24 protein-coding genes are annotated in these 25,857 nt (G+C 45.6%); 8 read left to right on the top strand and 16 right to left on the bottom strand.

Annotated features, from left to right (window positions below; genetic code table 11):
* Positions 1-92: 92 nt before the first annotated feature.
* Both KYK27_RS02610 and KYK27_RS18500 read left to right on the top strand, forming a co-directional pair.
* Positions 93-1,382, top strand: a complete 1,290-nt coding sequence (locus KYK27_RS02610) for an aminopeptidase P family protein (protein WP_199108500.1) — start codon at positions 93-95, stop codon at positions 1,380-1,382.
* A 374-nt stretch (positions 1,383-1,756) separates the two neighbouring features.
* Positions 1,757-3,211, top strand: coding sequence for an OmpA family protein (locus tag KYK27_RS18500; protein ID WP_199108499.1), 1,455 nt, complete (start codon positions 1,757-1,759; stop codon positions 3,209-3,211).
* A 103-nt stretch (positions 3,212-3,314) separates the two neighbouring features.
* On the opposite strand, the gene KYK27_RS02600 is transcribed toward KYK27_RS18500, so the two are convergent.
* From KYK27_RS02600 to KYK27_RS02565, 8 genes are all read right to left on the bottom strand, one after another.
* Entirely contained in the window at positions 3,315-3,851 is a 537-nt protein-coding gene (locus KYK27_RS02600) for an RBBP9/YdeN family alpha/beta hydrolase (protein WP_199108498.1), read from the bottom strand.
* Positions 3,852-4,424: 573 nt separating this feature from the next.
* Entirely contained in the window at positions 4,425-5,351 is a 927-nt protein-coding gene (locus tag KYK27_RS02595) for an aspartate carbamoyltransferase catalytic subunit (RefSeq protein ID WP_199108497.1), read from the bottom strand.
* Positions 5,352-5,360: 9 nt separating this feature from the next.
* Positions 5,361-5,909 carry a bifunctional pyr operon transcriptional regulator/uracil phosphoribosyltransferase PyrR gene (gene pyrR, locus KYK27_RS02590; RefSeq protein ID WP_199108496.1) on the bottom strand — a complete coding sequence of 183 codons (549 nt, stop codon included), beginning with the start codon at positions 5,907-5,909 and terminating at the stop codon, positions 5,361-5,363.
* Positions 5,910-6,133: 224 nt separating this feature from the next.
* Positions 6,134-7,615, bottom strand: a complete 1,482-nt coding sequence (locus KYK27_RS02585; protein WP_199108495.1) for a hypothetical protein — start codon at positions 7,613-7,615, stop codon at positions 6,134-6,136.
* Between the two features lie 121 nt (positions 7,616-7,736).
* Complete coding sequence (locus tag KYK27_RS02580) at positions 7,737-8,141, bottom strand: EVE domain-containing protein (RefSeq protein WP_199108494.1); 405 nt, start codon at positions 8,139-8,141, stop codon at positions 7,737-7,739.
* Between the two features lie 38 nt (positions 8,142-8,179).
* Complete coding sequence (locus tag KYK27_RS02575) at positions 8,180-8,374, bottom strand: hypothetical protein (RefSeq protein ID WP_199108493.1); 195 nt, start codon at positions 8,372-8,374, stop codon at positions 8,180-8,182.
* A gap of 37 nt (positions 8,375-8,411) precedes the next feature.
* Positions 8,412-8,606, bottom strand: a complete 195-nt coding sequence (locus KYK27_RS02570) for a hypothetical protein (RefSeq protein ID WP_199108492.1) — start codon at positions 8,604-8,606, stop codon at positions 8,412-8,414.
* A gap of 1 nt (position 8,607) precedes the next feature.
* The gene (locus KYK27_RS02565) at positions 8,608-9,048 is read right to left on the bottom strand and encodes a hypothetical protein (protein WP_233150217.1); all 441 of its coding nucleotides are present in this window, start codon (positions 9,046-9,048) and stop codon (positions 8,608-8,610) included.
* 115 nt (positions 9,049-9,163) lie between these two features.
* On the opposite strand from KYK27_RS02565, the gene polX reads away from it, so the two are divergent.
* From polX to KYK27_RS02550, 3 genes are all read left to right on the top strand, one after another.
* On the top strand, positions 9,164-10,864 hold the full coding sequence (polX, locus tag KYK27_RS02560) for a DNA polymerase/3'-5' exonuclease PolX (RefSeq protein ID WP_199108491.1): 1,701 nt from the start codon (positions 9,164-9,166) through the stop codon (positions 10,862-10,864).
* 352 nt (positions 10,865-11,216) lie between these two features.
* Positions 11,217-12,203 (top strand): glycosyltransferase family 9 protein, encoded by a 987-nt coding sequence (locus tag KYK27_RS02555; RefSeq protein ID WP_199108490.1) that lies wholly within the window; start codon positions 11,217-11,219, stop codon positions 12,201-12,203.
* A gap of 4 nt (positions 12,204-12,207) precedes the next feature.
* Positions 12,208-12,615, top strand: coding sequence for a hypothetical protein (locus tag KYK27_RS02550; RefSeq protein WP_199108489.1), 408 nt, complete (start codon positions 12,208-12,210; stop codon positions 12,613-12,615).
* Between the two features lie 251 nt (positions 12,616-12,866).
* Here the strand turns inward: KYK27_RS02550 and serS are convergent, their stop codons facing one another.
* Positions 12,867-14,141: a serine--tRNA ligase gene (serS, locus tag KYK27_RS02545; RefSeq protein WP_199108488.1), complete on the bottom strand. Its 1,275-nt coding sequence runs from the start codon at positions 14,139-14,141 to the stop codon at positions 12,867-12,869.
* Between the two features lie 284 nt (positions 14,142-14,425).
* Between serS and rho the strand changes: the two genes are divergently transcribed.
* Complete coding sequence (rho, locus tag KYK27_RS02540) at positions 14,426-16,246, top strand: transcription termination factor Rho (protein ID WP_199108487.1); 1,821 nt, start codon at positions 14,426-14,428, stop codon at positions 16,244-16,246.
* A gap of 251 nt (positions 16,247-16,497) precedes the next feature.
* Here the strand turns inward: rho and KYK27_RS02535 are convergent, their stop codons facing one another.
* The 4 genes from KYK27_RS02535 to KYK27_RS02520 all read right to left on the bottom strand — a co-directional run bounded on the left by KYK27_RS02535 (position 16,498) and on the right by KYK27_RS02520 (position 19,566).
* Positions 16,498-16,971, bottom strand: a complete 474-nt coding sequence (locus KYK27_RS02535) for a hypothetical protein (RefSeq protein WP_199108486.1) — start codon at positions 16,969-16,971, stop codon at positions 16,498-16,500.
* A gap of 63 nt (positions 16,972-17,034) precedes the next feature.
* Positions 17,035-17,916 carry a UbiA family prenyltransferase gene (locus KYK27_RS02530; protein ID WP_199108485.1) on the bottom strand — a complete coding sequence of 294 codons (882 nt, stop codon included), beginning with the start codon at positions 17,914-17,916 and terminating at the stop codon, positions 17,035-17,037.
* A 193-nt stretch (positions 17,917-18,109) separates the two neighbouring features.
* Positions 18,110-18,913 carry a class I SAM-dependent methyltransferase gene (locus KYK27_RS02525; RefSeq protein ID WP_219337345.1) on the bottom strand — a complete coding sequence of 268 codons (804 nt, stop codon included), beginning with the start codon at positions 18,911-18,913 and terminating at the stop codon, positions 18,110-18,112.
* Positions 18,914-19,080: 167 nt separating this feature from the next.
* Entirely contained in the window at positions 19,081-19,566 is a 486-nt protein-coding gene (locus KYK27_RS02520) for a hypothetical protein (protein WP_233150216.1), read from the bottom strand.
* Positions 19,567-19,757: 191 nt separating this feature from the next.
* Between KYK27_RS02520 and KYK27_RS02515 the strand changes: the two genes are divergently transcribed.
* Complete coding sequence (locus KYK27_RS02515; RefSeq protein ID WP_199108482.1) at positions 19,758-22,118, top strand: penicillin-binding protein 1A; 2,361 nt, start codon at positions 19,758-19,760, stop codon at positions 22,116-22,118.
* Between the two features lie 313 nt (positions 22,119-22,431).
* Here KYK27_RS02515 and KYK27_RS02510 read toward each other — a convergent pair whose 3' ends face one another.
* The 3 genes from KYK27_RS02510 to KYK27_RS02500 form a co-directional block, all read right to left on the bottom strand.
* On the bottom strand, positions 22,432-23,349 hold the full coding sequence (locus tag KYK27_RS02510; protein ID WP_199108481.1) for a TIGR01777 family oxidoreductase: 918 nt from the start codon (positions 23,347-23,349) through the stop codon (positions 22,432-22,434).
* Positions 23,350-23,449: 100 nt separating this feature from the next.
* A complete protein-coding gene (folE, locus tag KYK27_RS02505) occupies positions 23,450-24,151 on the bottom strand; it encodes a GTP cyclohydrolase I FolE (RefSeq protein ID WP_246594250.1) in 702 nt (233 codons plus the stop codon).
* Positions 24,114-24,521 (bottom strand): 6-pyruvoyl trahydropterin synthase family protein, encoded by a 408-nt coding sequence (locus KYK27_RS02500; protein ID WP_199108479.1) that lies wholly within the window; start codon positions 24,519-24,521, stop codon positions 24,114-24,116. Before KYK27_RS02500 ends, folE begins: the two co-directional genes overlap by 38 nt.
* A 217-nt stretch (positions 24,522-24,738) precedes the next feature.
* Here KYK27_RS02500 and KYK27_RS02495 point away from each other — a divergent pair, with 217 nt between their 5' ends.
* Positions 24,739-25,449, top strand: a complete 711-nt coding sequence (locus tag KYK27_RS02495; protein WP_199108478.1) for a DNA repair ATPase — start codon at positions 24,739-24,741, stop codon at positions 25,447-25,449.
* Positions 25,450-25,857 lie beyond the last annotated feature (408 nt).

The following is a 25,857-nucleotide window of genomic DNA, read 5'->3' as shown; positions in this document are numbered from 1 at the left end:
CTCTTCATCTTTTAGAGATAAGTTTTAACTTCGTACATCCAGAATGCAGGATATTCGATCCTGCACTTTTATATAACCAGATAAGCTGAACCATGAGATACCTGCCTATCAGCCAGGACCTGTTTATACATAACAGGCACAACTTTGTTAAAGAGCTGAAACCATCTTCAATCGCCATCTTCAATTCTAATGATGTAATGCCGACCAACGCGGATGGTTCTATGCCGTTCCGCCAGAACAACGATCTTTTCTACTTGTCGGGTGCAGATCAGGAAGAAACCATACTTATTCTTTTCCCGGATGCAAAAGATCCCCGCATGAAAGAAGTGTTGTTTGTGCGCGAAACCAACGACCACATCCTGACTTGGGAAGGCTATAAACTTACAAAGCAGCAGGCGCAGGAAGTATCAGGCATCAAAACCATTCTCTGGACGCACGAATTTAAGTCGGTGCTGAACACACTGATGGCTGAAGCCGAGCACGTGTATTTAAATAGCAACGAACACCTGCGTGCCGTGGTAGAAGTGGAGACCCGCGATGCCCGCTTCACCAAATGGATAAAGGAACGCTACCCGTTACATAAGTACGAGCGCAGCACCCCGATCATGCATTACCTGCGTGCTATAAAATCAGATCACGAAATTGCCCTTATCCGCAAGGCTTGTAACATTACCGAACTTGGTTTCAGAAGACTACTGAACTTCATAAAGCCGGGTGTGATGGAGTATGAGATCGAAGCAGAACTATACCACGAGTTTTTACGCAACCGTTCGCGCGGGCCTGCTTATGGCTCTATCATTGCGTCGGGTTCAAACGCCTGCATTCTGCACTATGTAGATAACAACCAGGAATGCAAAGATGGCGATATGCTACTGATGGACTTTGGTGCAGAGTATGCAAACTATGCCTCTGACCTGAGCCGTACGGTGCCGGTGAATGGTACATTTACGCCACGCCAGCGCGATGTATACGAAGCTGTGCTACGTGTTATGAAAGCTGCAACAGCCATGCTGGTGCCAGGCAACACACTCGATCAGTATCATGCTTTTGTGGGTACGGTTATGGAGAATGAGCTGATTCGCCTGGACCTGTTGAACGAGCAGGATGTGCGTAACCAGGACCCTGCAGCGCCGCTTTATAAGAAATACTTTATGCACGGAACATCGCACTTCTTAGGTTTGGATGTGCATGATATTGGCAACAAGTATCGTCCGTTTGAAGAAGGCATGGTGTTTACCTGCGAACCGGGAATTTACATCTGGGATGAAGGTATTGGCGTGCGTTTAGAGAACGATATCCAGGTAACTAAAAACGGTCCTGTTGACCTGATGAAGGATATTCCGCTGGAAGCCGATGATATTGAACGCCTGATGAAGCGCTAGTAAACTATAAAAATATAGCTAATTCTTAGAGACTGCCGGTGCAAAACCGGCAGTCTTTTTTATTGTCTTTTACCACTCAAAAACACGTATACCTTAAATAAATATGTAAATACAAAACCTTGTACTGTAGTATCAGTTTGAAGTATAGGAATAAAACAAAGCCAAAGGAAAACGACAGAACAGTGCAATACTGCTTAGTACTATAACTATAGTTTCACTATTAACCTTTGCTTATGGGTAAAACTCTACAACACATCAAAAACCTCCCCGGAAGAATAAATCTTTATTTCTGCTGTGCAATTAATTATTGGCGTACAAATAAACCTGCTTTAAATATGTACGTATTGACATATCAACATATACTTAATAAAACTATGCGAACACAATTAACAAAATTTAGTGCAATAGCTTTTGTGCTTGTATTCCTGTTATCTGCGAATACAGCCTTGTTTGCACAAAATGCTGATAGACGGACAAATCTCCAGATATATGGTAGCGCGCTTCAATACAAAGGGGAGCTTGGCAACCAGTTTTTTGAAAAAGACATGGAGTGGGGCGGGGGACTCTCGCTTAACCGTTATTTAAGCCCATCTTTTGATGCAGGCTTACACCTCACGTATGGCGGCGCTGAAGCCAGCAACGGCCTGAACAAGTTTGATACTTCTATTGGTACTGCTATGCTGGGCATCCGCCTGAAAATGTATGGTACTATTCTGAAAGAAGATGCTTTGATCGGACCTTACCTGACCGTAGCCGGTGGTGGTGCCTTTGCAAAAGCAGATGCAACAAACGATGGAGTTACCTTTGATGATGACTTTGTAACAAGTGCCCTGCTGGGTGGTGCTGGTATCCGTATCCGTTTCTCTGATGGTGTAAGTGCTTTCGTGCAAACAGGCTACATGCTGACCGGTAACGACAAGTTTGATGGCTTAACAGGTGGCGATAACGACCGTTTCCTGATGCACAACTTTGGTCTTGGCTTTAACTTAGGTAAAGCTGTAGATACTGATATGGACGGTGTTGGTGACAGACGCGATAAATGCCCTGACACTCCAACCGGCGTACAGGTTGATAAAGATGGTTGCCCTATCGATTCAGATGGTGACGGCGTTGCTGACTACCAGGATCAGTGTCCTACAGAAGCTGGTGTAGCTAACCTGCAAGGTTGCCCTGATAAAGACGGTGACGGCGTAGCTGATAAAGACGACCAGTGCCCTGATGAAGCTGGTACTGCTGCTACACAAGGTTGCCCAGATGCTGATGGTGATGGTGTAGCTGATAAAGATGATAAGTGCCCTGACACTCCAGCTGGCGTACAGACTGGCCCAGATGGTTGCCCAGTAGACTCTGACGGTGACGGTGTTCCGGATAACGAAGATGTTTGCCCTAACTCTGCCGGCCCAGCTGATAAAGGTGGTTGCCCAGAACTGGATGCTGCTACGCTGAAATTACTGGAAGAAAAAGTTCGCTTCGAATTTGACCAGGCACGTGTACAGGAAGGTTACAAGCAACTGCTTGATAGCATTGTAGTAGTACTTGAGAAATACCCTGACCATGTACTGCTGATCAAAGGTCACGCTGACTTCATTGGTTCTGCAGAGTACAACCAGGCACTGTCTGAGCGTAGAGCGCAGGCTGTTAAAGATTACCTGATCGAGCGTGGTGTACAGAACCCTGACAGATTAGTAACTCGCGGTTATGGCGAAACACAGCCACTTGTAAAAGTTAACGAGCGACTGTCTAAACGCAGAACTGAAAGCGCCAGAGCTAAAAACCGACGTGTCGGCTTCGAGCTTAACACGCCGGATATGAAACTGGACATGGAATAATAAATTAGAATAGATTAGCGTCAATTTAAAAAGCGCCCCGGCATAAGTCGGGGCGCTTTTTTTATGCTTTTGATCTAAAGTTAGGGTCGAGCTATAGTTTAGCTTACGCCAATAATCTTGCAAGAAGCGCCTTCCCTTCGGGCCAGTCGCCGATGTTGGAGTAGGAGTTGATATGACCTTTTGCACCCACATTTACAAACTCACTACCCCAGAGCTTAGCCAGGTATTCTGCCCTCTCAATCGTCAAGTAATCATCATCTGTACTTGCCACCAGCATAGATCTAAAAGGAAGCTTTGCTATAGGGAATGGTGCAAAATCCAGTACTTCTTTTAGCTCTACATCTAGCTCTACTTCTGGCGGTGCAACTAAAAAAGCTGCTTTAATATTAGCTGTATATTTCTGAGCCCAATGCGCCACGCTCATGCAGCCCAGGCTGTGCGCAACTAATACAATTTCTTTTCCCTGTATTCCGGCTATCACGCGTTGTAATTCTTCTACCCAATCTTTGCACACCGGCTTATCCCAGTCAGACTGCTGCACGCGAAGGCTCGTTGGGTCACTTTGCTGCCAATATGTTTGCCAATGCTCCGGCCCCGAGTTACCTAAGCCTGGTACATGAAGTATCTGTATCTCCGCCATTTATAGTTTTTATTGCAAAGTAAAAATAATTTGGGTTGGTTGGGGTTAAGGATAGGTTCTATAGTTACAGTGTTAACCCACCCCTGCCCCTCCCGAGAGGGGAATTCGGCCATAGTTATAGTTTTGGTTGTAGTTCTATAGTTACAGCTTATGAGCAGGACAGGTTTACCTGTCCCTTTGAAACTACTACCACGATAAATCTTGAAGCTTACCAGTTCAAACTATAGAAACTATACCTATGCGAAACTTCTCAGTCTTTGGGTGGAGCGCCTTGTGAATATTTGGTGGCGAAGCCATTGCGACGATAGGAGCAAAAGAGATTCGCGCAGCGCGATGCCCGAAGACGGGGCCTCCCGGCCGTGAGGGCACAAAAGCTAACTATAGAACTATAGGTGCCTAGAGCTCCCAGGATTAAAGAAGCAATGAAAGAAAAGGCTTAGTTGGAGAAGTAAAGAATCAGGCTAAAAGCTGAGATAGATTTCTCACTATGTTCGAAATGACAAAGAGGGGAACTATAGGATGATTAAGAACCCTCGATCTACGCTTGGGATGCCGAGAAAGAAAAGAAACCTACTACGCAGTTTTAGAAGCAAGCAGATACAACACCGCCATTCTGATCGCAACACCATTCTCTACCTGATTCAGTATAATTGAATGATGTGAATCGGCAGCGTCGGAGCTAAGTTCTACGCCACGGTTTATCGGGCCAGGGTGCATTAAGGTTATTTCCTTATCCAGGCTGTCAAGCATTTTCTTGTCGATGCCATAGTATAAAGTATATTCTCGTAGCGATGGGAAATACTTCATTTGCTGGCGCTCCAGCTGAATTCGGAGCACGTTGGCAACATCGCACCATTCCAAAGCTTTCCTCACATCCAGCTCTACTTTTACGCCCAGCTCTTTGATATACTTCGGCAACAACGTAATCGGGCCGCAGACCATAACCTCGGCACCTAGTTTTTGTAGCGCAAAGATGTTGGATAAAGCTACACGCGAGTGCAGAATATCCCCGATGATCACTACTTTTTTACCAGCTACTTCGCCATACTTTTCACGGATAGAGAAAGTGTCTAAAAGTGCTTGTGTTGGGTGCTCGTGGGTGCCGTCGCCGGCGTTTACGATATTGGCGTTTATGTGGCGGCTCAGGAAGTGCGGCGCCCCAGGGCTGGAGTGGCGCATCACGATCATGTCCACTTTCATGGCCAGGATGTTGTTAACCGTATCCAGCAAAGTTTCACCTTTTTTAACTGAACTGCTGCTGCTGCTAAAGTTAATCACATCGGCAGAAAGACGTTTTTCGGCCAGTTCAAAAGATAAGCGCGTGCGGGTAGAGTTCTCGAAGAAAACGTTGGCAATGGTAATATCGCGCAGCGAAGGCACTTTTTTAATCGGCCTGTTCAGTACATCCTTAAAATTATCCGCGGTCTCAAAAATGAGCTGAATATCTTGCGGAGTGATGTCTTTGATGCCTAACAGGTGCCGGACGCTGAGCTCTTGCATGGTAAGATTTTAGTCTTCGGTTTTAGTGATAAGCCATATGGCATCTTCCGGGGCTTGTTGCGCTTGCCAGTCAACCAACACCCGCTGACTTTGCAACGAGTTTACCTGCCGGCCAACATACGTGGCTTCGATAGGCAAATGGCGGGTGTAAAGCCGGTCTATTAAAACAAGCAATTCCACATTCGCCGGCCGGCCATAAGCAATCATGGCATCCAAAGCAGCCCTTACCGAGCGGCCTGTATACAGCACATCGTCTACCAGAATTACTTTTTTACCTTCAATCAGGAAATCGACTTTAGTAGCGTTGGCAGTAAGCGGCGTTTCACGGCGTCGGAAATCGTCGCGATGGAACGTGGTGTCGAGGTAGCCGGTTGGAATTTGTTTGCCGAGTATGGTGGCCAGGGTGGTTTGTATGCGTTCTGCTACGTATTTGCCGCGTGGTTGCAGCCCAAGTATAACAGAATCAGAAAAGTCGCCATGGTTCTCGATGAGCTGATGGCACAGGCGCATCACCATGATATCGAGTAACTGTTGGTTTACAATAAGTCTTTTCTGCATAACCGGAAGTATAGCTGCAAATATAGAAGAGTTCTTTTTAATTGCTAAATGGTTGGAAGGTTAAATTGTTGATTGCTGGTTGTTAATTGCTCCAATCTCGAATGTTTGATCGATAATCGTTTAATAGAAGTCTAAGGCTATGAAAAATCTGCCCGAACGGCAAATGAGCTTAAGGATATGTTTAAACTATAGTTTCAACTATAGAATCATTAAGCAATTAAGCATTAAAAGGAGATCTTGTTGATATAGAATACCATCCGGCTATCGGCGTTTGCAGGTTTTACGCGGTGCCAGCCAAAAGCCGCAAAGTTTAGTCCGTACCACTTTATAAGGCCGGCCATGCTTGTAGATACAATTTTGCTGTTGGCATCGCCGGGCTGTAATTTCAGTTCAGCATCTTCTTCAACGTAATTATCCTGCTCCATTACCTTATAAAAAATATCGTCTTCATCAGGATAAGCGATCACAACAGTACCTGTTGGGCTTGTGGTAACCTCCACGCTTTGCTGTAGCGTCCGGGTTTCCATATTTTGTAACGGAAAGCTGTTATCCCAGAGCAAAATCCCGTCTTTATCGAATCCCATAGCCAGGGCCATGGTGCGTCTATAGACGGTTGGTGTGCTTACCAGATAGCCTGTAGGTCCATAAATACGATTGAAATTACCACCGCGCGAGTCGGTTGTGTAAACTTCAGCACTTATAATATAGCCATTGAGGGTAGGATAAACATCATGAAACAGTAGCCTGTATTGCGCACCCGAGTCTTTTCCGGCTTGTTCTTTTTGTTCTTCCCGCTGCCGCATGCGCTTTTCCCGCTTCGGCTTCATATACCTGAAAAAGTTCTTTAGCTGCAGAAAACTATAGTAGCGCGAATCTGAAGAGTTAGCAGTAACCGGAACTGTAAAAATACCTGAGGCGTAGCGGAGGTTGCGCGTGCTATAGTTACCAATGAGTAACCTGGAAGTAGAATCGCCGGGCGTTATTTCTGCTGTTACCGGCCTTTTCTCATGCGTTGGATGTATGAAATAATTATTGAGCAGCGTACCATCGGCGCTAAAGATCTTTGTCTGCAAGCGGGATATTTTTCCGTTCGACTCTGACATGACCACGCTAACCTGTTGCGACTCCGGATGTACCAGGATATCCGAAAAAGTAGATTCGGTGCCGTATACAGCAGGGAGCGGCTTAATATCTCCGGAGGATTCGTTAAGGTGCAACAGGGTAGGCGTGCCGGTTTTGCGGGATCGGGCAACTATAAAATAATTTCCTGACAATACTTTAAACACATAAATAGAGTCGATGGCTTCTATCTTATATTCCTTTGTGGCATAGTCACCATCTGTAAGGTTAAGCTTTACAAACTGAAAATCATCGTTGCTCTCGCCGGTAAATGCAATATAACTATAAGCCTTTTCTGAGAAATGGGTGATGTACCTGCTGATAGGGTTCAGGGTGATCTTCTTATCCCAGGCTGGCTGCAGTTGGTGGTTATATTTTGTGAACCCGAATGTAGGAGGATTGGTCCAGTTGCCATCTGTTTTTGTTAATACGAGCAGGCTGCTGTCGGGTGTGGCCAGTACCTGCACATCGGTTTTATAGATATCCAGTTCCAGCTCCAGGCGGTTTGGCTGGGTTGGTTTTTGTGCAAGCAGGGGCGAAACAACAAGCACAACTATAAGCAGAAGTAACAGACATACTTTGTACATATAGCTAAGTATAGTATAGCGTACTACAGGAAAAGTATAAGATTGGCGGCTAAGTCTTTGTACTTGTTTTAGCCGCCAATCGTTGTTCTGCTGCCCTTAAAATTAAATTACAGTGCTATAGCTAGTTGCCAAGGGCAAGCAGTACATCAAATTCCTCGGCTTTAAGCGGCATAACTGATAACCGCGACTGGCGCAGCAGAGCTATATTCTCCAGGCGTTTATCCTGTTTTATTTGTTCTAGTGTTACAGGGTCTCTAAAATCCCGGAAAGGCACCAGGTCTACCGCCATCCATTTCGGGTCGTCGGCAGTTGGGTCAGGGTAAGCGGCTTTATCTACTTTGGCAATGCCAACTATAGCTTTCTCGGATACGCTGTGATAAAACAATACCATGTCGCCGGGTTGCATTTGCTGCAGGTTGTTACGTGCCTGGTAATTTCTAACGCCATCCCAGCAGATGCGCCCGTCTCTCACTAAGTCTGCCCACGAATATGTTTCAGGCTCCGATTTTACTAACCAGTAATGCATTTGATTTTTGTAAGTGTAAAAGTGTTTTGATTTATAGTTTAGGTATTGCGTTTTCGCTGCGCTCTCAGGAACATGCGGCCTTCGAAATATAACTGAAGCATTAATGCCCCGAAAATGATTCCCCCGAAAAAGCTGGCGTACGCATCTGCCATAACCAACGCCATAAATACCAACAGCAGCATTGTACCGATTATGGTCCGGTTTAGCTTAGATATCTTCTCGTAGTTTAGCATGTGGTTGCCTGATTTTCTTTTCGGTTGGAGATTAACGTCACTTCTTTTTATTCATAAAGTAAAGCATCACTTCTCCCAAAAACATCACGATCAGTATTCCGTTCAGGAAGCCTTTTATAAAGTTAAAAACGTCGCCTCTGGGTTCGGTAACTATAAGAATTGTAAGAATGCCCAGCAGGGTTACTAAAATAATGGTACGGGTGCGGGCACTTAATTTTCGGTAGCTGAACATATTATTTAAGCGGGTCTCCGGTAACTTCTTCGCGTTTTACTTTTAGCACCTCATTCTCCAGCGACACGACCTCGATCATATACTGCTGCTGTGGCTGCCCAACCGGTTTTATAGTTATCAGGATCTTGTCGTTACCCAGAAACTGCCAGGTGCCTGGCTGCTCTTCCAGTCCGTCGGCAGGGGCAATGGCATAATTCTTCAGGATACCACCTTTCTCAAGCATAAACCCAGTACGGCCGCGCGATGGAGCAAAGTCGTAGGTATTAGGCCTGTAAGTGGTTATTTCTTCCTGGTCTTCTTCAAAAGCATGCAGCCAGGTTTTACCAACAAGTTGTTGTTCAAGCTTAGTAGATTTTTTACAGGTGTTAGCCAGCAACAGCAGGCACACCAAACAAAGCAGCGAAGCGTATTTCATAAGTATGGAAAGCTGCGACAGCAGCATGTTTTATAAGACAAGATAGGAATTTCTGCCTTTATATAGAAGCAAATGAATATAAAACGACTACAAGTATGGTTCGGGCTGTTTTCCTATCTTTGTAACTATACGATATAGCGCCGTGGAAAATAAAAAGATTATACGACTGTTTAAGCTGGCTGCCGAACTAATGGAGCTGCACGACGAGAACCCGTTTAAGGTACGCTCTTATGTAAATGGCGCCGCTACGCTGGAATTGGTTGAAGAACCACTGGCAGGCATGAGCCAGGCCACGCTGGAAAGTATACAAGGTGTAGGCAAAGGCATTGCCGCTAAAATTATCGAAATAAACCAGACCGGTTCTTTTGCTGAACTGTACCAGATGCTGGCGGCCACACCGCCGGGTGTAGTAGAGATGTTGCGCATAAAAGGCATCGGTCCTAAAAAAGTACGCACCATCTGGAAAGAGCTGGGCACCGAAACCGTGGAAGAATTGCTGGATGCCTGCGAGCAGGACAAACTGAGCAAACTGAAAGGCTTTGGCGCTAAAACCCAGGAAAATATAAAACAGGCGCTGCTTTTTACGCAGCAAAACCGTGGTAAATTGCTGTATGCCGAAGCTGAGCCAAGCGCTGAAGAACTGCTGCAAACTATAAAGCAAGCCCTGCCTGATGCTAAAGTAGAAGTGGTGGGAGATGTGCGTCGCCGCATGGAAATTGTGGAAAGCCTGCAGTTTGTAGTTGGTACAGACACCTTTAAAGAAGCCTGCGAAAAACTTGGCAAAATAGATGTACTGGAGCAGGATGTTAAGAATTCCGGCCCACGCATCTGGCGCGGCAACTATAGTTTGAACGGCATGGCCACTGAAATAAGACTGGTGGACGATGCCTGCTTTGCAAACGAAGTGGTGTTGCGTTCTGCTTCAGAGGCGCATTTAACCCAGGTTTTTGCTGCCGGTAAATGTATGCTTAGTGTGCTGCGCGAAGAGAACCATAAAACCGAGGAGGACGTGTACCACGCAGCCGGTATGGCTTACGTAGTTCCGGAACTACGCGAAGGCACCAATGAGCTGCAACTGGCCATGGATAACAAGTTGCCAAAACTGCTCGAGCTCTCCGATCTGAAAGGAATTTTACATAACCATAGTACGTACTCTGATGGCGCTCATACACTGGAGCAAATGGCCACCTTCTGCCGCGACATGGGCTACCAGTATTTAGGTATTTCGGATCACAGCAAAACCGCGTCGTATGCAGGTGGCCTGCGCGAAGGCGATGTATTGCGCCAACAAAAAGAAATCGACGAGCTGAACCAGAAACTAGCTCCTTTCAAAATATTTAAAGGCATTGAGTCGGATATTCTGACAGATGGCTCCCTGGACTATGAAGAAGATATCCTGAAGACGTTTGATTTTATAGTTGCCAGTGTGCATAGTGTGCTGAACATGGATGAGAAAAAGGCTACACAACGCCTGATCACAGCTATTGAGAACCCATACACAACCATGCTGGGCCACCCAACCGGCAGGCTGCTGCTGCGCCGCGAAGGTTACCCGATCAACCACAAAATGGTAATTGATGCCTGTGCTGCTAACAACGTCATCATCGAGATAAATTCCAACCCCTGGCGTTTAGACCTGGACTGGCGCCACGTACAGTATGCTCTGGAAAAAGGTGTGATGCTCAGCATAAACCCTGATGCCCACCACACCAGCGGCTACGACGATATGAAGTACGGTGTGTTGGTTGGTAGAAAAGGCGGATTAACGAAAGAGATGACCTTTAATGCGAAGTCGGCGGATGAAGTGGAAGCCTACTTTAACAAGCGGAAGGCAGGGATTTAATTGTTGATTGTTGGATCATCTAAGTAACTATGGCGCGAGCGTCTTCGCTCGTGTCGAACTATAGTTGGGCGTCCCGCCCATTTGATGTAATAACAAAGACAATATAAGAATTTAAAAGGGGCCAGAGGCACCGCTATAGCAAGTCACGAGCGAAGACGCTCGCGCCATGATAGATTTACAATGTCATTTCAAGTGCAGCGAGAAATCTGGTCGGAATTCCAGATAGATCTCTCCTGACGTCGAGATGACAAACTGTAAAAAGACCAAACTATAGTACTAGCCTTTTTTGTCATTCTGAAAGAATCTTGAGTGAAGATACAAGAGGCTTAAATTATAAAACTAAACAGCTCCATTGCAAAAAGAGAAGCTTAAAATACTGATTATCCGGTTCAGCTCAATCGGAGATATTATTTACACCACGCCCGTAGTTCGTTGCCTGAAGCTACAGGTGCCGGGTGCAGAAATCCATTTTCTAACGAAACCCGGTTTCCGGTTTATTCTGGACAATAATCCCTATGTAGATAAACTGCATCTGCTGAAAGATAAGCTGAACGACACCATTCAAGAGTTAAAAGCTGAGCAGTTTGATTACGTGATAGACCTGCACAACAGTCTGCGCTCGGTGCTGGTAAAGTATAAACTGGGCGTAAAATTCTCTACGTTCAAAAAGCAGCGCATCCGCAAAATTCTGGCGCTAAAGTTTAAGCTTAACACTGTCAAACCAACTCACCTTGTTGACCGCTACCTGGAAACGGTAAAGTTCCTGGGTGTTGTGAATGATCAGAAACCAGTAGACTATTTCCTGCCCGGCGACTATAGTTTAAATACACTTTTACCAGAAACTCACCAGCAAGATTATGTAGCTTTTATTATTGGAGCCACGCATTTTACAAAACGTATGCCCAATGAACAGGTGATCAGCATCTGCAACTCATTAAATAAACCGGTAGTGCTACTGGGTGGCAAGGACGTGGAGGAGAACGGTACCATTATAGCAAAAGCTGCCGGGGCGAAAGTGTACAATGCCTGCGGAAAACTGAACATGAACGAATCGGTGTATGTGGTGAAGCAGGCGGCTAAAGTAATTGGTTTTGATACTGGGCTAACGCATATCTCTGAAGCGTTTGATAAAGAACTGGTAACGATCTGGGGAAGCACCGTACCGGAGCTTTTAGGCGTGCAACCATACCAGGTTACCAAACATTACGAAGCAGGAGTGGAATTGCCATGTCGGCCATGTACCAAATTCGGGAGATCAGAGTGCCCGCTCGGCCACTTTAAATGCATGCGCGATATTGACGAGCAGGCTATAGTTGATTTTGCGAACAGAGAACTATAAGACGATGAAGAACTATAACTGGCAGCAAACCGACACGCAATTTTTAGAAGCCTTACTTTTAGCGACTGGAGGTGATGGCAGCGCACCTTTGCAGGAAGTGCTATTGATGGCCGATGCCTTAGACGGTACTATATTTACATTAAAGGAAGTGGAAGAAAACCTGCTAAAACTGGTAGCGGCTGAGGTGGTATCTATAAACAAGAATAAACTGAGTCTGAACCCGGAATTTTTACAACAATACGAAGCCCTGACTCTACAGGAAGGTTTAACTGAGAATGACAATCTACTGATGAACCTGCTGCAGCAGCAAACTATAACCGAAGAAACTATAAAAGCTGCAAAAGATGGAGAGCTCAAAAAATATAAACTCCAAAACCACTACCAGGCATACCAGGAGCAGTTTGGCAGTTAAATTTAATTTTACATGACTAGCTGTTTCGGACATCTGTGTCCGAAACCCATCTGCTGCGGACGTCCACGTCCGCGTTGTTAGTAATACAGGGACAAGGATGTCCCCAGCAGAGTGCTTCCGGACTAGGAAGTCCGAAAGAGCATTATGTCTAATTGTAGAGACGCAATATTTTGCGTCTAACCAACTATAAAATAAAAGCCGCTGAGGTCATCAGCGGCTTTTACACTTTACAAATGTTTCATCTTCAAGTTTTACCCAATTTTCTCAAACCCTAAATATGGGTGCAGCACTTTTGGCATGTTGATACCATCTGGTGTCTGGTTATTCTCTAAAATAGCGGCAACTATACGCGGCAGGGCAAGGGCACTACCATTTAAGGTATGCAGCAACTGTGTTTTGCCAGCTTCATTTTTATAACGCAGTTTCAAGCGGTTAGCCTGATACGTTTCGAAGTTAGAGGCAGAACTTACTTCCAGCCAGCGGCCCTGTGCTGTAGAATAAACTTCCATATCATAAGTAAGAGCAGACGTGAAGCCCATATCGCCACCGCATAAGCGCAGCACACGGTAAGGTAACTCCAGTTTCTGCAACAAGCCCTGAATGTAGCTGCTCATTTCTTCCAGCGTTTCATAAGACTTCTCAGGCAGCGTAATCTGTACAATTTCTACCTTGTCAAACTGGTGTAAACGGTTCAATCCGCGTACATCAGCACCCCACGAGCCAGCTTCTCTTCTGAAACACGGTGTATGGCCTGCATTTTTAATTGGCAACTGGTCAGCCGGTACAATTACGTCGCGGTAAATGTTTGTTATCGGTACCTCAGCCGTCGGTATAAGGTAATAGTTATCTTCCGTGGCGTGGTACATCTGGCCGTCCTTGTCCGGTAACTGGCCGGTGCCGTAGCCCGATGCTTCATTAACCAGAATTGGAGGCTGTATCTCAGTATAACCAGCTTTCAGGGCTTCATCTAAAAAGAAGTTGATAAGTGCACGCTGCAAACGGGCACCATGCTTTTTATAAACCGGGAAACCAGCACCCGTAATCTTATTGCCAAGGTCGAAATCAATGATATCGTACTTCTGAATAAGCTCCCAGTGAGGCTGCGCACCAGCATGCAATGTTGGAATTTCGCCGTGTTGTAGAACTACTTCGTTATCTTCTGCTGTTCTACCAACAGGAACACTTACGTGAGGCAGGTTCGGTAACTTGTACAAAGCGGCCTGCAATTCATCTTCCAGTGTAGTTAACTGGTCGGCGAGGGTTTTGGCCTGCTGCTTTAATTCAGTAGTTTGTGCTTTATAAGATTCGGCTTTCTCGCGTTCGCCGTTCTTCATCAGAATTCCGATCTCTTTGGAGATGCTGTTAGACCGGGCCTGCAGCTCGTCGTGCTCGCTCTGTACCTGCCGGCGACGCTGGTCAAGGTCTAGTAAAGCGGCAACTTCTGCGGCTGCATTTTTGTAGTTTTTCTTGTTGAGGCCTTCCACTACCAGGTCTGTCTGCTCTCTTAAAACGGATAGTTGTAGCATAGTTGAGTGTTAAGTATTGGTACAAAAATATACTTTTTTGCGTAGTACGCGGCAATTCGTAAATCTTTTACCGGTTTTCTGAAACATTTTGCATAAAATGATGCGTAATATTTGTTAATTAGGTGCTATTGCAATAACATTGCAGTGCATTTATGAAGCAGGCCCTTCCTGAGCCTCACTATTTCTACGCAATCTATTCTGTTTCCTGATTTATAATTTAAGACTCTCGCTGCGTTCGTGTATCATCACGCTTCCGGCATCACATTAACCACCATACCACATTTATGTACAATATTGAAGAATTGAAAGATAGGCTTCTTTCAGAACTCAAGGAAATTGCAGAGGACCTGGGCGTTCAGAACTTCAAAAAACTGAGCAAACAGGACATCATCTACAAAATCCTGGATCAACAAGCCATCACCCCACCTGAGAAATTACCTAAAAAGATCAAACCTGTTGCCAGTTCTGCTGCCCCAGCAAGCGAATCATCTCCTGAAATTGCAACAATAGAAGAAGAAGCCCCAGCACCTGCACCAGCACCGGAAGAGAGAAGACCTGTAGTACGTGCCGAACAACCGGAACGTGCACCAAAACCAGCCGCAGCGCCAGTTAAAGACCATGGTCCGCAACGCGACCGTGAACGTATTCAGCCACGCCGCGAAAACAGGGAACAGACCAATGGTGAGCCACGCACAGAAACACGCGAGCCAAGAGCAGAGAGAACCGAGAACCAGCCTCGGGAGCCAAGACCGGAACGTACGGAAGTGCAGAACCGCGAACCACGTGAGCGTAATGATGGCCGTGAGCAGCGCTCAGAAAACCGCAACGATAACCGCGAGCAACGTCCGGAGCGTGAGCCACGCCAGGATAACCGTGAGCAACGTAGCGATCAGCAAACGAACAGACCAGATAACCGCTTCGACAATAATCAGCGTCGTAACAACCCGCAACAGCAGAATGCAAATGCAGGGGGCAATATTTTCAAGGAGTTTGATGGTATAATCCTAAACGAAGGTGTGCTTGAGCTGATGCAGGATGGGTATGGTTTCCTGCGTTCAACGCACTATAACTATTTAGCATCTCCGGATGATATTTATGTATCACCATCGCAGATAAAATTATTTGGTCTTAAAACAGGAGATACTGTAAAAGGCCAGATACGCCCGCCAAAAGAAGGCGAAAAGTATTTTGCCCTGCTTAAAGTGGAAACTGTAAACGGACGTACCACAGAAGAAATTCGTGACCGTATTCCGTTCCAGCACTTAACGCCGCTTTTCCCGGAAGAGCGTTTAAAATTAACTACCAAGCCAAGCCAGCTTTCAACCCGTATTCTGGACCTTTTTGCCCCTATCGGTAAAGGCCAGCGTGGTATGATCGTGGCGCAGCCTAAAACAGGTAAAACCGTGTTGCTGAAAGAGATAGCCAACGCTATTTCCGAAAACCACCCGGAAGTTTACCTGATGATCCTGCTGATTGACGAACGTCCGGAAGAGGTGACTGACATGGCACGTAGTGTAAAAGCGGAAGTAATAGCATCAACATTTGATGAAACTGCGGAGCGCCACGTGAAAGTATCGAGCATTGTGCTGGACAAAGCGAAGCGAATGGTAGAGTGTGGCCATGATGTGGTAATTCTCCTGGATTCGATCACGCGTCTGGCTCGTGCTTATAACACAGTTGTTCCGTCGTCTGGTAAGATCTTATCGGGTGGTGTGGATGCAAATGCATTGCACAAGCCGAAGCGTTTCTTTGGTGCTGCCCGTAACGTAGAGAATGGTGGTTCATTAACTATCATCGCCACTGCGCTTATCGACACAGGTTCTAAGATGGATGAAGTTATCTTCGAAGAATTTAAAGGTACCGGTAACATGGAACTTCAGCTGGATCGTAAACTGGCCAACAGAAGAATTTACCCTGCTATCGACGTTCCTGCTTCGGGTACTCGTCGCGAAGACCTGCTGATGGACAGAGACGAATTAAACCGTATCTGGATCCTGCGCAAGTTTATGTCGGATATGAACTCTGTAGAAGCAATGGAGTTCCTGAAAGACAGAATGGTTGGTACGAAGAGCAACGAAGAATTCCTGATCTCGATGAACGGCTAAACTATAGTTTAGCATCAACTATAAGAAAACGGCTTGCAGCTATAGTTGCAGGCCGTTTTTATTTTTTGTCTGATTGCTGAAGGTTTGAGGTTAAATTGTTGGTTGTTGTCTGAATCAGGATTTTCAGGATTAATGGATTAACAGGATTTCAATTACTCAGTAGCTGAAAAGACATAGCGCATTGCATCTCTACAATTTTCTTACTTCACTAACTCTATAACTCCCAAACTCTCTAACTCCTAAACTATAGCTCATTGCCAGAATGGATACTCGACGTGCGTTAAGTGGTAATACACATAGGTAACTACGAAGCCGAAAAGTACATGACTGAATACCATCTCGATAAGGTATCTTTCCAGTTTAATGTGTGGTGGCCTTGGGTGGATCATAAAAAAGAAGTACCAGATGATCATGGCGAGAATGCCGTTACCTAAACCTATAAGCATGCCCCAGGAGGCAGTAATGGTTCCTACTCCACTCTCCCAAAGGGCCAGGTAGCCAATAGCATACAATACCCCGACGGTGTAATGCGCCAGTCCGCCCACGAGCTTGGTGGACAATCCGTTCGATAGGCCACCATTAGAGTGCGTTTTGCCAAGTAGCATTGTCCCCAATACCAGTGGTATTCTAAGAATGCGTTTTGTTAGCAGGGAGAGCAGGAAAATGACAGATGACATGGCTGCAGTGCCTGCCAACCCGGCCAATATTATGTAGAACAGCTTCACTTATGATGTTTTTCCCCTTATACGCAATTGCGCAGCTTAGTTGTATCCAAATAACAGCGGTAACTATAGTTGATAGATAGCTTTAAATACCAGCATAGTTATAAAAGCAATACTGATACACACGGAGGATATTTTGTTCATGTGCATGGTATTATCATAGTTTACCAGCGTATTATTACGGGTAGCGCCAATAGCCCAGTTGGTAAAATAGTAGAGGATAGGAGCTGTAGCTATTAAAAAGATAATGATATTCTGAAACTGATCGGCGGTATAGTACAACCAAAGTAAAACCCCGGTACCGAGTAACAGACTGATGGCTGCAAAAATGTAAGTGCCGGTAATGCCAAGTAATAAACTTATTGTTATATCGCCGCGCTGGCTGTCTTCGTGGTGCTGGTAAATTTGAGTGAGCGGATAAGAACCACAAAGAAACAAGGTGCTAACTATAGCAAACCCAAAGTTCGGAAATTGCAGAACTTCTAGTAGTTTCAAACCAACACCAACCTGCACCATGGCAAACGTAAAAGCCCCCTGGAAAAAGGTAACAACTATAGTACTGATGATCGGGTATTTTTTGAGCCGGATGCCCTCGTAACTATAGGCTTTGGAAATGAGCAGGTATAAGGCCACCAACACAGCAAACAACGGTGATAGGAATATACTCAGTAACACAGCCAACATATCAAAAAGCAAAACCAGGTGCATCAGTTCTCGGTTAACTTTAGGCGGATGCTTCAGGCCACCAATACTGCCTTCGTCCCGGTCGTAATAGGAGTTGTAACCGTTGCTTGCCGGGTAAACCAGTAAGTGCAGAATCAGGAAAACAACTATAGCCCTGCCAATAGTAACCTGCTGCAACGCACTAAGCGCAAACCAGAACACCGGCATCAGGTACACCGAAAAAGGTATTCGCATCAAAGTAAGCGCATCGCGGTAGCGTTTCATTTAGTTGTTAATTGCTGAATTGTTAATTGTCTGAATCAGGATTTTCAGGATTTAAGGATTACCAGGATATTATGATAAATTTTTAAATGGTTAGTTCTGCACAAGTAACAGACGCAAAATATTGCGTCTCTACACCTAAACTTTCTTACTTCATTAACTCCTAAACTCTTTAACTTTCAAACTTCCAAACTTTCTAACTTTCAGGAAATCCTATCAGATAAATAACGTGTTTGCCGGGTTTGTTTCCGACGCGGCCGGTTTGCCAGGTATAGTTTGGAGCTTTTATAGTTTGCAGCATTTGTTGCAGGTATGCCGGTGTATAAATGCGCAGCAACGATACGGTTCCATCCCAGATTATGCCAACAGGTATAAGCGGTATGATGTACGTAAAAAACAGCCTGCTAAGCTTAAAGGGCCGGATGAACGGCGTAACTAAAACTATAACTATAGGAAATACCACCCACAGCAGGATCAATTCTACCCAGCTTTTCTGAGCTCCCTCAAATATGCCAATGGCAGCGCGTTTGTCGGCAGCATCCTGTAAAATGCGCTGCGCTATAGTTGGCGGAAAGTGGTGAAAGGACGAAAATATAGTTCGTACGCCGGTTATAGTTTCGGGTACGGCAGTAGCATCAACGGGCTCAGGTATAAAATCTATAGTTCCGCCGGATTGTGTCTGTAGATATTGGTAAGCGCTGATGTTCGGGTAAAGATCGGATAGCGTAACGTGTATCATTTGGCCCATACGCTGGCTCAGGTCTTTTTGTATTGTTTCTATGCCTCCGCCGGCTCCGGAGCAAAGGTCTGTAATGTGTGTCTGGTTGGTTTTAACTAGCAGTTCCTGTAGTAAGGGCAGGGCAGCTTCGTAAGCGCCCATTTTCGAGATCATAAAACGCAAAAAATCCAGCATACCCTGCCGGATCACGTGTGGGAACCAACGCTGGTCCTCCAGTTCAAAAAGTTGCAGCCGGATGTTCAAGTGCTTTTTATTGCACATACTGCGCATCCGGCCGTTTAGTTATAGTTGGAATTTTTGTACTGGCACAAATCTCCAGGTTTGTGCCATAGAGTATGTACGGGTCTCCGGACTCGCTGAGCCAGAGGCCTAACTATAGTTCGACACGAGCGAGAACGCTAGCGCCATGGCATTCGGCTTATATTCCTTTAACGACCAACTATAAAACTATAGTTATCATCGGTGTTGCTGAAGATCTGCCAGTCTAGTTCCTGCTCTTTTGTAGTATCCGGGGTAACTATGAGTCTGGCTCCATATTCAAAATAAAGGGTAAAGCCATTGTTTTCACTTAGCTCAAAACGTTGTGGCGTCATGGCGCCGCCTGCATTTATCAGTTCCTGCAGGCGCTGGTCGCGCAGGTTGGCACCCGGTATTTTCCAGTCAAATTTAGGAGAAGGCAGGCCGGATTCGCGCTTCCGTATAAAAACCTCATTGTGCTTTATGCTGTCGCCGTTGGGTAATACCAGTTGCCACGGGCAGTTAAGGGCAAGTGTAACAGCGCCTACATCTAAAATCAAACCTTGTGGCGTGCGGTAATGTGCTTTGCCGAAATGGAAATATTGAACCAGCTCTGTGCGTGTAGTCTTGGTAAGCGGCAGGCCGATTATTTTATCTAAAGCCTCTTGTACGGGCATATGCATACGGTATAGTTCCAGAGAATAAAGGCAAAGATAGGCAGCCTGTTACTATTAAATAATGTTCAAAGTCACTTTACTAAGTTTTATAGTTATTTAACAGGTTTGTTACACACTTAAAGTATATTTGCACTAGTTTCGAAAGAAGCTGCCATCTGGAATTTTTAGGGGTAAAACCCTGTTTGCATACAATGCTGAAAGAGCAAGAAAAAATAGAAAAACCAAACCCACGTTCGGCATACCGCACCTTTATCCGTTTTGCCTGGAAAACCTTTGTTATCGGGTTTGTTATAGTAGTCGGGTACCTGCTAAGCGTTGAGTTTAACCTGCTTTACCTTTTTGGTTCTTCGCCGAGCCTGGATAAACTGGAAAACCCACGTAACGACCAGGCATCTGAACTATACACTTCTGATGGCGAGCTGATCGGTAAATACTTTAAGGAAAACCGCAGCCCGATCGGGTACGAGAAAATGTCGCCGATGCTGCTGAATGCCCTGATAGCCACCGAAGACGTGCGTTTTTACGAACACTCCGGTATCGATCCCCAGGCAATACTTTCGGCAGTGTATGGTGGTTTTACAGGTGATGCCCGTGGCGCCAGTACCATTACCCAGCAGCTTGCCAAAAACCTCTACAAAACCCGAACCGACGACTCTAAAGGCGTACTGGGCCATATTCCGGTACTTAACCTGGTTATCTCTAAAACAAAAGAGTGGCTTACAGCTATAAAACTGGAGCAACGCTATACTAAACAAGAGATCCTGGCCATGTACCTGAACACCGTGGATTTTGGCAGTAACTCCTTCGGTATAAAAGTAGCGTCTAAAACCTTCTTCAACGTATCTGCCGACAGTCTTAAAACAGAACAGGCTGCTGTGCTGGTTGGCTTGCTAAAAGCCCCAACCTACTATAGCCCGCGCTTTAACCCTGTAAATGCTACCCGCCGCCGCAACACGGTGCTGGAGCAGATGGCCAAATACAACTACATTACCAAAGCATCTGCCGACTCGCTGAGCAAAATTCCGCTGGTGCTGGACTATAGTGTAGAAAACCATTATGACGGGCCTGCTACTTATTTTAGAGGCGCCGTTGCTGAATACCTGCAGGAGTGGTGTAAACAAAACGGTTACGACCTGTACCGCGATGGCCTGAAGATTTATACAACTATAGATTCGCGGATGCAGAAACATGCCGAGGAAGCTATGGAAAAGCAGATGCGTACCTTGCAGCGTCGCTTTAACAGCCACTGGCAGGGCAAAAACCCGTGGGTAGATGAGCAGAACAAAGAGATACCGGGCTTTATTGAAGAAACTATAAAACGCACGTCGTACTACCAGCGCCTCAAAAAGAAATATGGCAACGATGTGGCCGCCATTAACCGCGAGCTAAATACCCCACGCGAGATGATGGTGTTTACCTGGGACAACGATTCACTGGAGAAAAAGGTAACTATGAGCCCGCTGGATTCGCTGCGCTACTATAAGCGTTTCCTGCACGGTGGTATGATGACCATGGATCCGTTTACCGGTCATATCAAAGCCTGGGTGGGCGGCATCAACTTTAAATATTTTAAATACGACCACGTAAAACAAGCGCGCCGTCAGCCGGGCTCTGTCTTTAAGCCATTTGTTTATGTAGCCGCTATAGATAATGGTTATTCGCCCTGCGATAAAATTGTGGATCAGCGTGTAACTGTAAACTATGTAGAGAACGGGGAAAAGAAGAACTGGTCTCCAACGAATGCCGACTGGCAATATACAGGTGCTCCTATGACGCTGCGCCGGGCCATGGGTAAATCTGTCAATTCGGTTACAGTGCAGCTTACCGAAAAAATAGGCTGGGAAACCGTAGTGAAATATGCGCACCGTCTGGGCATTACAAGTCCGTTACAATCTGTGCCTTCTATTGGTTTAGGACCAAGCGATGTGTCTATCTTCGAAATGGTGGGCGCTTACAGTACCTTCCCGAATAATGGTTTCCATACCAAGCCGATGTTCATTACCCGCATCGAAGACCGCAATGGCAACCTGATACACCAGTTCGTGCCAAAGCAGAAAAAGGTATTGAGCGAAGAGACTGCTTTCCTGATGATGCACATGCTGAAAGGCGGTATTGAAGAACCAGGAGGTACTTCGCAGGCACTTTGGGAATACGACCTCTGGAAAGGAAACGAGATCGGGGGCAAGACCGGAACAACGTCAAACCATTCGGATGGTTGGTTCATGGGTGTTACCAAAGACCTTGTAACCGGCGTTTGGGTTGGTGGCGAAGACCGTAGCATACACTTCAGGACATCCAGTATGGGCGAAGGTTCTAAAACAGCCTTACCTGTATTCGGTTTATACATGGAAAAGATCTACCAGGACAAAGACCTTGGCTACACTATGGGGCGCTTCCCGGGCCCTACAGTTAAGGTCAACAAGAAGTATAACTGCACTACGGTATTACCACGCAAAGTAGAGACAGATTCTACCATGCTCGATCCGAACTTGGAGCTATTCGATATTCTGGAACAGTTAAACTCCGGTACTAACACCGACAGTTCCCAGTAAGAACTCATAAACTATAAAACAGAAGGGCCAGCTATAGTTGTAGCTGGCCTTTCTGTTTACAGATTCGCTCAGTACCAGCACTCGAAGCTTGCCCTCGCTCGCGTCCCGCGAGTGTGAGTTACCTGCGGACTCTGGCCGCTTTAAACTATAGTTTGTAGTTATAGCTATAGTTTAAAACCGGGTACTAACGTGGCGGGACGCCACATGAAATCTCACACTAGCGGGACGCGAGCGAGGGCCATTGGCAACTTATAAAACAGAAGAGCCGGCTACAACTATAGCCGGCTCTTCTGTTTTATAAGTATGTATTGAGTTACTTCATTTTCTTATCATAAAAAGATTCCAGTGCCTCATCAAGGTAATTATACTCGAAGGTAAAACCGGTTTGCAACACTTTGTTGGCGCTTACCCGCTGGCTATCGAGAACTACTCCGCTTTTCTGGCCAAGCATCAGGTTAAGGGCAAATTCAGGCACTTTTGGTAATACCAACGGCTTGTGCATGGCTTCGGCCAGTTCTTTGGTAAACTCTTTGTTTGTTACCGGGTGTGGCGCTACGGCATTATAAACACCTGAAAAATGGGTATCTTCAATAGCTCTGATAAACAGGCGGCAGGCGTCATCAATATGTATCCAGGACATGTACTGTTTGCCCGAACCCAGCGGAGCACCTGCCATCATTTTTACAGGCCGGGCCAGTTGTGGCAAGGCGCCACCCAGGTTGCTCAGCACAATACCTAGGCGCAGGATAACGGTTCGCAAACCAAGATTAGTTATCTGCCACGAAGATGCTTCCCAGGCTTTACAAACTTCGGCCAGGAAATCATCTGCCAGGATACTTTCTTCTGATACCAGCTGGTCGCCGGAATCGCCATAAATACCGATGGCTGATGCCGAAATAAAGCCTTTTACATGATGCTCTGATTTCTGAAGGCAATTATAAAGCAGGTTAGCACTATCTACCCGACTTCTTAAGATCTCCTTCTTACGCTCTTCTGTCCATTTTTCATCGGCTACGCCCGCACCTGCCAGGTGTATAATGTAATCGGCGTAGGTAATGGCATTCTCATCAATGTAGTTCTGCTTTACATCCCACCGGAACGTTTTATACTTCGAGAACTTGTTAGAGTCTCTGCTTAGGTGTGCCACTTCATAACCCTGGTCGATGAGCATCTCAGAAAGGCGATTGCCTATCATACCGGAGCCACCTGTAATGAGTATTTTTTCGGGCATAGTCAGTTTTTAAAAGCTGCTTTATATAGAAGTTACACTATACGTAACACAGGTATAGTTTCGTTGTGTGCTCCGTAATTTAGAATATTTTAAGCTGAAGTTATACTTGTCTTCTACGGATGTGGCTAAGAAACTCGGTGCGGTAATTGTCTTCCAGGAACAGCCCGCTATATTCTGCGGTAATGGTGCTGCTGGTAACGTCATTTACACCACGGCTCATCACGCAAAGGTGATCGGCTTCTATCAGTACGGCTACGTCTTCTGTTTGTAACGCCTGCTTTAGTTCGTTAGCAATCTGCATAGTCATGCGCTCCTGCACCTGCGGGCGGCGGGCATAGTACTGCACAATGCGGTTCAGCTTAGATAAGCCGATTACATGTTCCCCCGGTATGTACGCAACATGCGCTTTGCCAATGATCGGTACAAAGTGATGCTCGCAGGAAGAATACAAGGTAATATCGCGCTCAACCAGCATACGGTTGTACTTATACTTGTTCTCGAAGCGACGTATATCCGGTTTGTTTTCCGGGTTTAAACCATGGAAGATTTCCTTTACATACATTTTTGCTACACGGCGCGGCGTGCCTTTCAGACTGTCGTCTGTCAGGTCCAGGCCCAGTGTGTGCATGATCTCTTTAAAATGATCAGCGATAATATTGATCTTTTCCTGATCAGAAAGATCAAAAGCATCAGGACGCAAAGGTGTTTCCAGTGAGCTCATTAAGTGGTCATCCATGGCCTCGTTGTCGTTCTCCGGGTCCTGATTATCCATTATATTCAACAAAGTTTCGTTCAGTTTCATACAGTGTAATTCCCAGCGCGTAGGCATCGCTTATCTGTGGTCGGAGCAGGTTCCAGATCACAATGGCGATATTTTCGGCGGTAGGGTTCAATTCTTTAAATTCTTCCGTATCCAGGTTCAGGTTCTTATGGTCGAAGCGGTCTATTACCTCCTTTTTCAGGAGTTGGCTCAGTTTCTTCAGATCATACACATAGCCGGTCTCAGCATTTACAGGTCCGGTAAGCCTCACTATAAGTTCGTAATTGTGGCCATGGAAATTCGGGTTACTGCATTTGTCAAAAACAGCCTCGTTCTGCTCGTCGCTCCAACTGGCGTTATACAGTCGGTGGGCTGCATTAAAATGTTCTTTCCGGCAAACTGTTACTTTCATAGTATGACCAACAATCCCTGGTATCTAAATGTTATCATCCAAAGATACAGAAATTATATACGTTACTTTTAAGTTTGCAAAGGTAGCCAGTACTACCGAAAGGCAAATCAAATTTTTAGCTAAATAGTGTTGTTGAGCACGATGTTTTTAATTTGATTTAGTTATTTTCGTAGCGTTACATTCCAACTGTACAAATTTTTTAATCCAACCTATATTTATGAGACTGAAAGCTTTACTACTGGGGCTACTATGTATGGTAGCCGGTTTGAGTTATGCCCAATCCGGGCGGGTAGAGGAGAAAGAGCAAACCGTGAACGGTGTAAACAGGAGAGGACAGCAGCTTACCGTGCAGCTGGATCCTGCCCTGGTGGAAAAGCTCTGGAAAAACCAGCTGACTGAGAAGTCTGGCAAAACAAAAATGAAATACACCAAAGGTGTTTACACATTGGATGGGGTAGTGCTTGACACGATATCAAGTTCTCCGATGCGTATCATTTCTACCGTTGGCAGCGATCCGGAAGGTAGTTATGTGTGGTGGTCGCTGGATATGGGGGTGGCTTATGTAGATAAGGCTGCTACTCCAAAAGAGTATGCTGCCGCCGAGGGGTTTATGCAGGCCTTCGCCCGTAAAGCTTACAAAGAAGATATCTTCAGGCAGATCAACCAGGCCGAAGACGTTTTAAAAGCTACCAAACTGGAGCAGGAGCGTGTTGTAAAGCAAGCCAACGATATACAGACAAGCATCACAAAGAATCAGCAACGTAAAAAAGAGCTGGAAGCTGAACTTGTAAAGAATGCCGAAGACCTGAAAAAACTGGAGCAGGAAGTACAGAATAATATTAAAAAGCAGGAAGCCAGCAAGCAGCAGGTTCAGGAAATGGAGAAAGCTGTAGAAACTGTTCGTGCTAAGTTACAGCAAGTAAAATAGTGATAACTATAAGCATTTAAAACTGTAGTTTATAGTTGATATCAAAGCCAGTTGCATGACTGCAACTGGCTTTTTTGTTTTATAGTCATTCCGTCGTCGTCCTGGCTTTTGTTTAGTGCTCTCATTTGTCATTTCGAGCCACAGCGAGAAATCTATCTCAGCTTATAGTTTCTATCTCGGCTTATAGTTGAAGTGTTTACTGTCGGACCTAAGCTTTCCTTTCAAATTTCCTTTAATCCTGGGAGCTTTACTGACCTATTGTTTCAATCCAGCTTTGGTGCCCTCAAGGCCGGGAGGCCCCGTCTTCGGGCATCGCGCGGTGTACATTTGCTTTGCTCCTGCGTCGCAATGCTTTCAGCACCGCAAATCTACAAGGCGCTCAACCCAAAGACTGAGACGTTTCGCATA

Origin of the sequence: Pontibacter populi (assembly GCF_019336435.1) — a bacterium.
Taxonomy (GTDB): Bacteria; Bacteroidota; Bacteroidia; order Cytophagales; family Hymenobacteraceae; genus Pontibacter; species Pontibacter humidus.
This window is presented reverse-complemented; position numbering and strand designations above follow the sequence as displayed.

Coding starts and splice junctions, on each gene's coding strand:
- KYK27_RS02530 (WP_199108485.1), bottom strand. CDS start 17,916: ATGAAACGCTACCGCGATGCGCTTACTTTGATGCGAATACCTTTTTCG.
- KYK27_RS02525 (WP_219337345.1), bottom strand. CDS start 18,913: ATGTGCAATAAAAAGCACTTGAACATCCGGCTGCAACTTTTTGAACTG.
- serS (WP_199108488.1), bottom strand. CDS start 14,141: ATGCTACAACTATCCGTTTTAAGAGAGCAGACAGACCTGGTAGTGGAA.
- KYK27_RS02610 (WP_199108500.1), top strand. CDS start 93: ATGAGATACCTGCCTATCAGCCAGGACCTGTTTATACATAACAGGCAC.
- KYK27_RS02580 (WP_199108494.1), bottom strand. CDS start 8,141: ATGCATTACTGGTTAGTAAAATCGGAGCCTGAAACATATTCGTGGGCA.
- KYK27_RS02595 (WP_199108497.1), bottom strand. CDS start 5,351: ATGCAAGAGCTCAGCGTCCGGCACCTGTTAGGCATCAAAGACATCACT.
- KYK27_RS02515 (WP_199108482.1), top strand. CDS start 19,758: ATGCTGAAAGAGCAAGAAAAAATAGAAAAACCAAACCCACGTTCGGCA.
- KYK27_RS02575 (WP_199108493.1), bottom strand. CDS start 8,374: ATGCTAAACTACGAGAAGATATCTAAGCTAAACCGGACCATAATCGGT.
- folE (WP_246594250.1), bottom strand. CDS start 24,151: ATGAAACTGAACGAAACTTTGTTGAATATAATGGATAATCAGGACCCG.
- pyrR (WP_199108496.1), bottom strand. CDS start 5,909: ATGCAGAAAAGACTTATTGTAAACCAACAGTTACTCGATATCATGGTG.
- KYK27_RS02520 (WP_233150216.1), bottom strand. CDS start 19,566: ATGCCCGTACAAGAGGCTTTAGATAAAATAATCGGCCTGCCGCTTACC.
- KYK27_RS02570 (WP_199108492.1), bottom strand. CDS start 8,606: ATGTTCAGCTACCGAAAATTAAGTGCCCGCACCCGTACCATTATTTTA.
- KYK27_RS02495 (WP_199108478.1), top strand. CDS start 24,739: ATGAGACTGAAAGCTTTACTACTGGGGCTACTATGTATGGTAGCCGGT.
- KYK27_RS02510 (WP_199108481.1), bottom strand. CDS start 23,349: ATGCCCGAAAAAATACTCATTACAGGTGGCTCCGGTATGATAGGCAAT.
- rho (WP_199108487.1), top strand. CDS start 14,426: ATGTACAATATTGAAGAATTGAAAGATAGGCTTCTTTCAGAACTCAAG.
- KYK27_RS02500 (WP_199108479.1), bottom strand. CDS start 24,521: ATGAAAGTAACAGTTTGCCGGAAAGAACATTTTAATGCAGCCCACCGA.
- KYK27_RS02550 (WP_199108489.1), top strand. CDS start 12,208: ATGAAGAACTATAACTGGCAGCAAACCGACACGCAATTTTTAGAAGCC.
- KYK27_RS02585 (WP_199108495.1), bottom strand. CDS start 7,615: ATGTACAAAGTATGTCTGTTACTTCTGCTTATAGTTGTGCTTGTTGTT.
- KYK27_RS18500 (WP_199108499.1), top strand. CDS start 1,757: ATGCGAACACAATTAACAAAATTTAGTGCAATAGCTTTTGTGCTTGTA.
- KYK27_RS02600 (WP_199108498.1), bottom strand. CDS start 3,851: ATGGCGGAGATACAGATACTTCATGTACCAGGCTTAGGTAACTCGGGG.
- KYK27_RS02565 (WP_233150217.1), bottom strand. CDS start 9,048: ATGCTGCTGTCGCAGCTTTCCATACTTATGAAATACGCTTCGCTGCTT.